This window comes from Lunatibacter salilacus, assembly GCF_009797935.1.
In the GTDB taxonomy this organism is placed as follows: domain Bacteria; phylum Bacteroidota; class Bacteroidia; order Cytophagales; family Cyclobacteriaceae; genus Lunatibacter; species Lunatibacter salilacus.
In genome coordinates, this window is sequence record NZ_VOLC01000017.1 from 117,405 (window position 1) to 128,667 (window position 11,263).

The 11,263-nt window shown below is 46.3% G+C and carries 10 protein-coding genes; all 10 read right to left on the reverse strand.

What is annotated here, in order from left to right; all coding sequences use genetic code 11:
• Window positions 1–86: 86 nt before the first annotated feature.
• The 10 genes from FQ608_RS20550 to FQ608_RS20595 are packed head-to-tail and all read right to left on the reverse strand — an operon-like array spanning window position 87 to window position 11,261.
• Complete coding sequence (locus tag FQ608_RS20550) at window positions 87–2,339, reverse strand: hypothetical protein (protein WP_158860374.1); 2,253 nt, start codon at window positions 2,337–2,339, stop codon at window positions 87–89.
• A gap of 9 nt (window positions 2,340–2,348) precedes the next feature.
• Complete coding sequence (locus FQ608_RS20555) at window positions 2,349–5,096, reverse strand: putative baseplate assembly protein (protein ID WP_158860375.1); 2,748 nt, start codon at window positions 5,094–5,096, stop codon at window positions 2,349–2,351.
• Window positions 5,093–7,516, reverse strand: coding sequence for a baseplate J/gp47 family protein (locus tag FQ608_RS20560; RefSeq protein WP_199856432.1), 2,424 nt, complete (start codon window positions 7,514–7,516; stop codon window positions 5,093–5,095). The genes FQ608_RS20555 and FQ608_RS20560 overlap by 4 nt, the downstream gene beginning before the upstream one ends.
• The gene (locus tag FQ608_RS20565; protein ID WP_158860376.1) at window positions 7,500–7,856 is read right to left on the reverse strand and encodes a GPW/gp25 family protein; all 357 of its coding nucleotides are present in this window, start codon (window positions 7,854–7,856) and stop codon (window positions 7,500–7,502) included. Before FQ608_RS20565 ends, FQ608_RS20560 begins: the two co-directional genes overlap by 17 nt.
• A gap of 32 nt (window positions 7,857–7,888) precedes the next feature.
• The gene (locus tag FQ608_RS20570; protein ID WP_158860377.1) at window positions 7,889–8,209 is read right to left on the reverse strand and encodes a hypothetical protein; all 321 of its coding nucleotides are present in this window, start codon (window positions 8,207–8,209) and stop codon (window positions 7,889–7,891) included.
• A gap of 12 nt (window positions 8,210–8,221) precedes the next feature.
• The gene (locus tag FQ608_RS20575) at window positions 8,222–8,731 is read right to left on the reverse strand and encodes a phage baseplate assembly protein V (RefSeq protein WP_158860378.1); all 510 of its coding nucleotides are present in this window, start codon (window positions 8,729–8,731) and stop codon (window positions 8,222–8,224) included.
• A 10-nt stretch (window positions 8,732–8,741) separates the two neighbouring features.
• On the reverse strand, window positions 8,742–9,833 hold the full coding sequence (locus FQ608_RS20580) for a hypothetical protein (RefSeq protein ID WP_199856433.1): 1,092 nt from the start codon (window positions 9,831–9,833) through the stop codon (window positions 8,742–8,744).
• A gap of 44 nt (window positions 9,834–9,877) precedes the next feature.
• On the reverse strand, window positions 9,878–10,231 hold the full coding sequence (locus FQ608_RS20585) for a hypothetical protein (protein WP_199856434.1): 354 nt from the start codon (window positions 10,229–10,231) through the stop codon (window positions 9,878–9,880).
• Complete coding sequence (locus tag FQ608_RS20590) at window positions 10,231–10,878, reverse strand: hypothetical protein (RefSeq protein ID WP_158860380.1); 648 nt, start codon at window positions 10,876–10,878, stop codon at window positions 10,231–10,233. Before FQ608_RS20590 ends, FQ608_RS20585 begins: the two co-directional genes overlap by 1 nt.
• Window positions 10,845–11,261 (reverse strand): hypothetical protein, encoded by a 417-nt coding sequence (locus FQ608_RS20595; RefSeq protein ID WP_158860381.1) that lies wholly within the window; start codon window positions 11,259–11,261, stop codon window positions 10,845–10,847. The genes FQ608_RS20590 and FQ608_RS20595 overlap by 34 nt, the downstream gene beginning before the upstream one ends.
• Window positions 11,262–11,263 lie beyond the last annotated feature (2 nt).

Here is an 11,263-nt window from a genome sequence, read left to right on the forward strand (position 1 = left end):
GCATTTGCAAGGGCGTTTCAGTTGTTTTTGAGTGGCAATGGTAAAATGATATAAAAGTTCAGTATGGCTATTCGATTGGAGGAATTTCAGGTCACGAAAATGACGCCAGCCTCCAACCCTAAGCGGAGGTATTCTTCCAGGACGATTTCCAGATTTGCCAGTCGTTGTGGTTGTTGGAGATAGTTGAAAACACCCATTTCTGCTGCATTATCTGCCCCAGTGGTGATGCCTTCTGGGGTAGCGTTTGCCAACTGGCTATAGGCATGGTGGCCATATTCCTTGGAATTATAAGTTGGCAACAGCCAGTTGAGCACACGGTTTTGGATGGCGAGTTCCTCGGATAAAGTCGTTGGCCCAAGTTCCTTCCTTTCCTTTATCTGTTCCTGTATTTCTAATTCTGGTTGGCAGCGGAAACGCCGTGGTGTTTGAGACCCTAAGGGCACATAACTGAACCGCACACATCCCTTTTGGCGCCGTGCAATATCCAGGCTCTCGTTGAAGATGCAGTTTCCGGCATCAAGGGACTCAGATTCTACCATTCCGAAGACGGTACAATTTTGTAGACCCAGATGACCCTCCGGAACGGATAGGGCCGTTCCAGCATTATTATCAACAATGGATTCTTCTAAATTCACCAGTGCCCCTATGGATGCTACATTAATGGCACCACAGATGGACTGACCGATAGAAAACTCCAAAATGCCTGTTTGTGGAGCTATTTCCGCCCCTCCCTTGGTTGGTACCAGCGTACTATGCCGTATACTACAGGTTTTCAGGTTACCATTATTTACTGACAGCTTGCCATCCAGCAGTATTCCATTTATAAAAAAACTCCCCCCACTTAATGATGTTGCCGGTGCTGTGCCATCTATTTCGAGGTTCCTGATGATGGTTGGCCTGAGGTCTTCCGGATTGAAGGTTCCCGGTATCCTGGTAGGCACTCCTTCCAAATCCACTACCGGCCAGTCCGCAGCAATAATGCATAGCTGTTTGCCTTCGGCTATGAGTAGGGAAGTCAGCCCAACGGTCTCCTGGTAGGAGCGGTTGTCCATAATGGTAATCAGTCCACTGCGAATAGTACTGTCCAAACTATTCCAGTCGTCTATGGCTTCTTGGAGTGTTTCGTAAATTGGCTCCGATTGTACGCTATTTTTGTCCTTGCTTATTCCAACATGCCAATCGAAATCGGTATCTTTTACCTCATCGATTGAAAGTTTCCGATCGTAGGGGCCACCTCCTATGTCTCCACTGAAGCCATAGCTAAAATTGCCCAACAAATGCGCACCACCGATCGGGTTTGATAAAACAATTCTACCCAGCACAGGATCAACTGCCGCGGAAATTGGTCTGACCACATCCTGATATCCTGTGCCCGGCACGTAGACCTGGTAGGTTTTGGACATAGGAGGAACCCTCCAATCGGATAGGTTACAAATGGCAATTTCTTCTGTTGGGATGGCTGAAGGTGGGCTTCCGGTCGATTGGGTGAATAATTGAAAAACGGTCGGGTAGGTTGGTTCAAAGAACTGATAAATCGGCGATCTTCCTTTAGAAATTGCTTCTCTTGCCGTCTCCAGTTCATCATGTAATATGCGGCGTCTCAGCAATCCGGGTACATTCACCTCTTCAGCTAGATGAACAATATTGTTTTCTGTCTGGGGATTGTTGAAAAGGTGGGTGTCTATTCCCAAGGGGCTAAAAGTATAAGCTTCGTCTGGTATGCCCGCTTGGGGACCAACTTTTTTTGCATCGACCATCCTCAATTGATATGATTGCAAACGCCACAGGTAAATGCCAATGTTTTGGATTTTGTATTTGCCCATGCCAACTGATATGCGCCCCACTTCCACAGAATGGCTCTGTTGATCAAAAGCGGTGTTGATGAGGTCAAGCCGGTTCATCCCGCGAAGGTCGGGGGTTGCCGTGCAATGTAACCTTAGGTGGTTGAGGTTTTGGGTCGCTGACAGCAATTGGAAAAATTCCACTGCCTTTGAGCGCCAGCCGGTAACATCCAAGGCCAATTGCTCCAAAACGGGCAGGGTTCCCTTTCTTCTCCTGTAGGCCAATGTATTTGCCACGTAAGCCCGTCTACTAAATGAAGCACCGGCAATTTCATGTATGTTTTTGACACCCAACAGGTCGCCGATATAGGGAACAACCCATTCCTCGCAGGTTTCAATAAACCAGTTTTCGTACTGTTGGCTGATATGGTCCTCAACAATACCCCCTTCCCTTGCCAGGATTTCGATAAAAGCCTGCAATGGAAGACCCTGCTCATCGTCCAGAGTCCGGTAATAAGCAGGGAGCAGGTCGTAAAGGAAATTGGTATCGATTTTCATGGAAAGTACTTAAGCCATTTGGTTGATTTCTATGCTTTCGGGGTCAATCTGTAGGAGTTGAGCGGGCAGGATGGCACCTCCTGCCCATCTTGACTTGCGGGACATTAACAAAAAATGAGGGCTGGAAAATGGGTTTTGGCCACCGATTTGATCCAGGTCGACAGCAATCACCCCTTCAACAGTTTGAATAGCAGCAATGACCTCGCTTGGCGTTACGCTTTGCCCAAAGTTCCTTGATCTGAAATTGAAGCTGGAAACCAACATTTCCCTTATCTTGGTTTTTACCTTGTCCTCCAAGTAATCTTGGTGAATTTTAACTTTGGCAATGACGTTGAATAGCAGCTTTTCAAATGAATTGATGACAACCGGAAAGTTTTCATGCCGGGCATCGTCAATGGCCTTCAGCAATCTGGTTTTTAGTGAATCGTCAATTGCTCCCTCGCTGGCAGAGGCGACAGTGAGGTGTACAATGCGAACTTCCCCTTTCCACATTAAATCTGCCCGGGCTTTTCCGATGCCAGCATAAGCATTTGCAAAATTTTCGTAGTCCAATACCGAAACAATTCTATCCAGGGTGAGTACGGTCAATGGGGAATTGCTCCGGATATTCTCTATGGCCTCAGGTTCGTCGGCACCGGTTGCAGGCAGTGGATTTATCACAGACTTGATGCCTAATTGTGGTGTCATTAACAGAGATAGCTCTCCGGCTTTAACTTCCCCCTCCATTCCAATGCCTACCCTGTATTTGGCCCTGATATTTCCAGACCCTGAGGGCAATCTTGCACCTGTGATACCATCGCCGAACTGTATGCTTGTAGTTCCATCATCCTCTGCCCTGGTGACGAAGCCCCTGTCATTGGTCGATTTGCCATATAGCGTTGGGAATTCTTTCCATTTGATGTTGTTGACCCTGATTTCAAGTGTTGTTGCATGTCCGGTAGTGGTATCGGAAGAGGGAATATAAGTCAGCGGTTTTTGCTTTAATTTGAATTTTTGGAAAAACAGTGAACCGTATCCACTGCCCAGAATCTCTGACTTGGTCTCGCCATGTGTAGCAAGCGCTATGTTAGCATTGATTTCCACAGTGTGTCTTAGATAAACATTCGAAAGTGATACTTTCAATTTGATTTTGTCCGGACCTTCTATTTTTTCGATTTCACAAAGTTCGCTTACGATTTTAGGTTTATTTAAGGAGGTTGCGGGTTCTGGAGCATTAGTGGTTCTTGGAAGTTCGTAGGGAATCAGATCTTTATGCAATGCTTCCAGATACCCTTCTGAATTGTTATACCGAACAATCCACTTGATTTTCCCATTGTCCAATTGGATTGGGGTTTGTAGCACATCCAAGATTACTCCTGTTTTAAGGTGGATTGAAGATGAACCGGTAGGGTAAAAGGTAAGGTTTTTGGTTACCACATTGATTGTGCTTCCTGTTCTGACATATTGCTCTCTTGGTGTTACCTGTACCTGTTTCAATAATTGGCCTCTCAAAATCAGAAACTGGCCTTCCCTGAGTTCTGGTTGTTCTTTGTCAAGTTCTATAATATTGCCAAAAACGGGGGACAAAATCGGTGCTTTTGCAAGTTCTAATAATTCACTCTGTGCCAGTACAACTGTGTCTCTAAGGGGGAAATCCTTAAGGTTCTCATCCGTATCCAACAGTAATTTTGATGATTTTGAGGCAAGGGAAAAATTGGTTTGAGCACCGTCCGTAGCTTCTTTTACCCTGTACAATTCTGCGTAGTCAGGTTCTATCAAGGCCAACCAGCTATCGGTTAATATTTTTGGATAAATAGCATCCAGAAAAATGGTTTTACTTGAAGGATTGGTGATTTCAAAATTCGCCCATTCAATTGGGCTTGTTGATTCATTTACCATTGATGTATCAATGACCGAGGTCAATAGTCTTACGTCAGGTGCATTATACCCAAACAATGCGGCCCGCTGTCTGAACACATAGACTTTTACCATATTGGATGAAAGGTTTACCAATGGTATTTCATGACCTAGGCCTTCTCGCCATGTTATTAGGGTGTGTTTTTTTTTTACATCAACTGTTACGGATTCTACGGTATTGATGTCCCATCTTTCACTTCCAGGATTGGCGATTCGCTCATCTCCTACAACCAAAATCAGGTCGCCAATCTGCAATTGGGTACTTGTCCCTTGCAAGTACAACTGGGTGCTCCCTTTTATCAGAAGCTGCGTTTCACTTAGTTTTGGTTTTATGGCATTCCACTGGGTCCTGGCTCGAATCTCCTCAATGGTCTCGAAAATTTGGGGCTTCTCGTCCTGTCCTGGAATGCTTTGCACCTTCATGCCTATTGGTGCGATGGCTTCCAGGGGCGCTCCGGGCGCTTCTTCCATTGAAAATGCAAGCCAAGTGCTTGCTGCCACTCCGGGATTGGGGCGGTAGCTGATATGCCTTGCCAATTCAACCAACGACAACCGCTCCACCGCAGTCCGAAGATATCCTTCGTTGAGGAAGCGCTCGTTGTAAAAAGTAAGCACATCAAGCACGGTTGCCCAAGCATCTATCAAGGCAATTGTATGGTCGTTATTTTCACGGGTCGTAAGTTGTCGAAGTATTTCCGACTCGGACAGACCCCGCAGCATGGATTCCTTGAAAGTTCCGTGTGTTCCAATTCGGAACATCAGCGCACTAAGTCCGGTATCATTGTGAATTATCTGCGGGGTAAGAAATTCCACTCCCCTACAGCATCCACAGTTGTCCAATGTTTTTTCAATTGAGTTCATAATCCGCCATACATATAAAAATTGATTTTTCCGTTCTCGGGAAAGTTGGGGTCGTTGTCCAGCCTGATTATTTCACTCTCTTTCGGCATCAGCCTGCCATTTGTTATCTCCTGATTTGCTGGCCTGCCCTGCCGCTTAAGGGTTTTCATTTCAACTGAAGCAACACCCTCAACGGCCATTGCCCGTTGGTAAATGGCGCTCAGGTAAACAGGTTGTCCGAAGGTGAATTCGTCTGGATGGAAAAAGCCCTTTTTAAAGTTGGGCAGGTCAAAACTGCTGAATTCTTCCAATAGGTTTTCTTTGACATTGCTCCTAAAATAGCCGGAGTTTACGCAAACATTCAATTCAATTTCCAATGATACAAATACAGGTGGTCGAATTTCAAGGTCATAGCCAGCCATTCGGTATTTTTCGAGGTGATCATATATTTCCTGTTTGAACTCTTTGTCGATTTCCAATCCATTCCTGCGGTCTATTGTCAAAAAAACAGTGTGCCAGCTCCCGGTCCACCTAAAGTTTGCCATAGCTTTTTGCACTTGTTGATGCAACTCTGTTTTAGCCACATAGTCGGCTTCAGTTACGGCCCTTTCTTGGGTCTTGAAAGCTTCAGGTGCATATTGGCGCACCTCTTCTATAGTTTCCGGTTGTTTGCCTCCCTGAGCAGGAAGAGGGTTTCGCACTTTCAGCATACCCGCTTGGGGCCACAATACCCTACCTAATGAGTCGGACCCGACATTTCCTTCAAGCCCGTTGCCTATTCTGTACCTGGCTTTGGGCTGAAAGCCCTGTCCCGGTTTTTTGCCTAAGATATCGTCCCCAAACCGGATACGTACGGTATGGTCTGTTTCTATTTCTGCTACAAACTCATTGGTGAAACGGTCGCTGGCCAACAAGTCGCGCTTGGCTTTCCAAACCTCGGTGCCATTCAAGAGTTCAATTGCAGGATTCGCTTGATGGGGGTTTTGATGGAGTACCCTGGAAGCTGGGCCCTCAATTGGATAGGCTGCGTGCACCGTGACGCCAATGTCGGGCAACAGTGGCCTGAAAAGCCCTTTTTCAGAAGCAGATTCAGGAATTAATTTTTCTGCCTCAACGGTTATGCCATGGTCTGCAAGCACCACATTGCCCCTTGCCACGCTCAATCCTTGAATCATTACTCCTTGGATGATTGCACTTACGCAAAGTGGAAATGGAAGCGCGTCTTCTTCCTGCCATAAGATTTCACAGACCTCAATGCCGTTCAGTACATCTTGTTTTTTCTCGACACTTTCCAACCGAACCGGATGGCGATGGGTAGGATCGGCATCGGCTATAAGTCCAGTCGTAGGGCCAATCACTTCCTCCAATATCAGTACCTGTCCTTTTTCCAGGAATAAATCCTGTTGCCCCTTATTGTATAAAGTCGCACTGGTAGATCCCTTTGGCAAGCAACAGCTTGTGTCGTCCCAAGTATAAAAATCAATTTTGTTCTGCGATTGGTGAAGGGTTATTCCGTCCACTGATTCAAAGACAATCACGCCTCTTTCATGCAGCTTTTTATCAAGGTCATTTGGGTGTATGCTTATTTCGTTTCCATTCCCTTTGGTTAGCAAAATGGTATGCGCTGGCAAGTTTGCCCCATCAGTACTACTTCCGGATTCCACCTCAAAGGTTAGCCAGGTCCTGGCGTTGCAGCCGTCGTGCACATGATAGTCCAATAGCCTGGCATGACGTCTTGCGGAAATCCTCTTTCTGGATTTAAACAGGTATGCCTCGGTTGCCACCGCATCCTGGTAATAACTTAGGTGGTCGCCTGTATAGGCAAGTATTTCAACCAAGGCAATCTGTAGGTCGGCGGCATTTCTTTCTGTCCAATCCGGGGTCAGAAGGCTCAATCTGTCTAACATCAAATGTCTGAAACTCGCATAATCCTTTGCCAAATAGTCAATCCTTGGTTCAATCGGCACTACCTCATAGCAGTTGTCCTTGGTTTTACAGTCAAAGTCGCTGGGGCAACCTGCCTTGAAAGAAAACGCAACAAACGCCAACTGGGCATCAAAATCAGCCGGAGGGGATATATCAGTAGGTGACGCAACAAGCCTGAAAATGTACATGGAAAAATCCCCCGCATTGTCAACCTGTATGGTCAGTACCTCATTGACGGAGGCAACCGACACCACCTTGATGTTTTGGATTCTTGTACCCCCTTCAATTTTTATGTTATCTAAGGCAAGCGGTGGTCCAGTGGGCACTCCGCCAACATCCCCAGGCAAGGGCCGAAGAAAGTGGATTTCAAGAGTTTTTTGGTCAAAAGAATCCACCTCCAAATAATCAATGCCGTTTAGCGCATTAAGACCCGGTCCCAAAGGGCTATTGATTACCCGGATTCGCCTTGTTTGATTTTTGCAGTAGTATTGCATGGCGTCAATAAACTCTTTCAAAAACTGCTTCCATAATGGCTGTCATCCCTATCTCAGAATATTGAATTTGGACCTGTAATGTAGAATCCAGGATTTCAATCCTTACTTCTTCTACTTCGATTTCCTCACTCAACCATTCCAGTAGTGCTCCCTTCACCAAGAATTGAAGAGTAGAAATCAGTTCCAAACTGTTCGGTTCAAATACCAATTGGTTTAATCCACAACCGAATGTAGGCCTGTTTACCCTCTCCCCAGGAGAAGTGAAAAGCACTTGTTTGATCATGTCCCGAATATGGTCACTTCGGTCTGTGGTATCCGTCCGCCCGTTGACCCTAACCTGGTATGGAAAATTAATGTTCATGTGCGTTAAAAAGGGACATCCAATTGTTTAAATTAAACTCCTGTGACCCTGGTTTGCGTAGCTACGATAAGTAGAGGGGTTCCGTTTGGTGTGCAATTAGCCTGGCTGTCCAGTAGAAGGACAGGCATCCCATTTGCGGTAATGCGGGAAGCAGCAGTGATCCATTGAGCAGTGATGCATGGCACATGACTATTGCCTACGTGAAACGGGCAGGCAGAAATAGAATAGGGTGATGGTTTCATCACAATGGGATTGCCCATCAGGGTAACCCGTTCGTTTGTGACTGTAGGCACGGCCTGCCCGCCATGCGTGCATTTTACGGTCGCTCCAAGATGTAGCAAAAATCCTGGCATATAAGAAAATGTCTAATTGATTACCATTCCGTCCCTATTGATAGCGACTTCGGTGCCTTTCATGATGATGCTGGCGCCTTTTCCATTCTCAATATAAATGCCCTCGTCATTGACAATAATGGAAGCACCATTTGCACTTTTCAACATGATTCCGCCGTTACTGCCTGTAAAGTCGCTTAGTACGATGGAATTCTGTCCTGCTGTTTGGAGCACGATGTTGGGAGACTCCGGAATACCAGCAAGCGCCAATTCGGGAACCTCGGACTGATTTTCCCAAAACCCTCCTATCCAAATTGGATAGTCCAGGTTTCCCGCTTCAAATTCAACCCATACCCATGAGTCGATAATCGGAACAAAATAAGTGCCCATATTTGGCCCAGCAATCGGTACACAGGGCATGGCCCAGCTTGAGGTATCCAAACCAGTTACATCGGGAAGTTTTACTAATATCCGGCCTCTTTTCTCTGGATCAATATTCTCCTTCACCACTCCTCGATACTTTCCATAATATTTCTCTTCCATAGATATACTGTTAAACTAGTACCCTTTTTTCGGTAGAGACCAACCCGTTTCTGGACAAAGTAAAATCTTGTTTGTATTCTCCCCGCTTGATTTTATGGGTCACACTCTTGACGTAATATAGCCCATTAAAAGCTTCACATGCGCCACGTACCCCTACCAATGCTCTTGCCTTAAGAACCTGCCCGTAGCGCAACACGTTAAGTGTTCCCGAACCAGTTAAAGCATCGGCTGTTCTGGATGCCTCCGCTAATCCAAGCGCTTTTGCCTGCACGGGCTTAAGGTGGGCTGTGTTTCTTATTTTTGGAAACCTGCTTGCGAATGGCGGTATTGATCCAAGTGGAGGATTCAATGAGTTGATGTCCGATACTGGTATTGTTATGGAATCAGATTCATTAGTCTCCTCATTTTGAATATAAACAACGGGAATTTCCTTGGAATCCCCATTAAAGGTGAAGTTAAGTGATTCAATGTTGGTGTGAATGTCCATATTGATGTTTAATGCAGGCTGCGGGGGGCCTACTTTCAGTTCTGGGCCCCAATAGGCGGTACTAGAGCCTGGGGAGGGGCCTGGTTCTAAATAAAATACATGTCCGACATCTCTCGCTAGCAATTTAACGTAGTCCAAATCAGTCCCTTGGTGAATGGGGATCCTATTGGAGCGAATCGGCATGTCCTTGAAAACACTGTCAATCACATTGGATACTATTCCAAACTCTGCGTATTTTTCGATAATCTGGGCAACACGTGCTTCCGCAGGCATATCCGGATATGGGATGCCCGTGAAAGGTTTCAGGTTCATCACAGTCGTAAGATCAAAACCATTTACAGTCAAAATGGATTGACCGGTCTGAACGTTGGGAGAAAGTTGATGGGTGGAAATCACGCCGTCTATGAGTACATGTTGCCTGCCTTTGATGTTTACCAGGATGATAACCCGAATTAATGGACCAACCTTGGCCAATAGAAGCAGCAAAGCATTTAGGGGAGATTTCGAACTAAAAGCAAAGCTCAACTGAAAACCACTGTCTGAACTAGCCGAGTTTGTAACTTCTACATCTATAAGTGCGTCAAGGACTGCCTTAGCCACTGGCTCTGGTACCATATGACCAATCATTAACGACAGTTGAACATTCCCCTTTAACATTCTTAAAATCCTGAAGCGGATGGAATACGAAGCAGGTTGCCTGCCTTTTCGATCAATTCTTGTGGCTTCATGACCCCATTGGCATCGGCCACCTGCCAGAATTGTTCCGGATCTCCCAGATACATGGCAGTGATGTTGTCGAGGCGCTCGCCATCTGCGACCCGATGCCTTTGTTGGCTGCTGTAAAATTCTGGGGGTGGTACAAATCTCCGGCGTAGGTATAAAATAGCCTCTTCGTCTGGCCCATCCATATGCGTTGTGGCTATTGGATAGTAGCGACTGGTGGCTGGAAAATTGTGCGTAGGCAGGTTCGCCGAATCTACCAGGGCTTGTATTGGGTCTGTAATTTTTGCCATTATATGCTGGTTTGGCCAAGCGCCGCTAAGCTGCCCGGCTTGAATTTATCTGCAAGTTTTTCCTTTTGCTTGTGATAGGCCAGGTAGAGGCTGCCACCTTTGTGTTCAAAGCCCAGGTCGTTGACCGTGAGCACTTTCAGCGTTAGGCTGACTTTGGCCCGGATGGGGTTCAGGTTGGCATCATATGCTTCTTCTGTGATGCTGAAACTCGTAATCATTACAGGAACAACCCGGTTTTTGCTCCAAACGAACAGTACAAGTGGCCCTTCCATGGGTATAATTTCCAATGTGCCCGAATTGGCCAGAGAATTATTGGCTATCAGATTGCTACTTTCGGGATAAACAATCCTTTCCAATATCGTAAGCGCGGGCTGCAAGCCATATTCAAGCGTCTGCTTATCCATAACTTCCAGGTAGTCGGTGGCATCCAATTCCGCTTCGAGCGAATAAATCTCTTCAGGCGGTCCAGTGAGTCGCAGTGCGTCCGACTGGGATGCGCCCTCCCCTAGTCGCTGTGGTGTTAGGCTGCGGGTCATGGTCTCTGGGTTGTACTGTAAAGGAATGACCTTCTTCACCTCCGAGGTATTTGGGTCTAGGAGAACGATGCCGCCTTTCAGGAGCTTGGGAGAGAGGGGGGAGGATGGCATAAATTTTTGAGTTTTGAATGACCTTGTCGGCTGGCAGCAGCAAATTCCCTACACTTAATGAGCAGTAGCAGACCGATAGCTGGCTTCAATGCCTGCCTTGAAGGAAATGAGTGACTTTCTAATTCAATAGTTTTTATTCCTTGATGAATTCCTCCTGCTATGCTTTCTCCAACCTGCCCAGTAGTTGAGTTGGAGGCCAAATATATTTGGCCTCCATTTAGTTTGTTTACTTGGCCCATGTTAATGAAGCCATGCGACAGGCCCTGTTCTGAAAGTAAGGTAGTGAGGTGCTGCTGTATGGCATGGTTAAGTTCCCTGGTATTCAGGTGATCTAAGCCTTCCAGCACAATACGGTCGATGTATATTTCAATTTCCTGTGGCATGG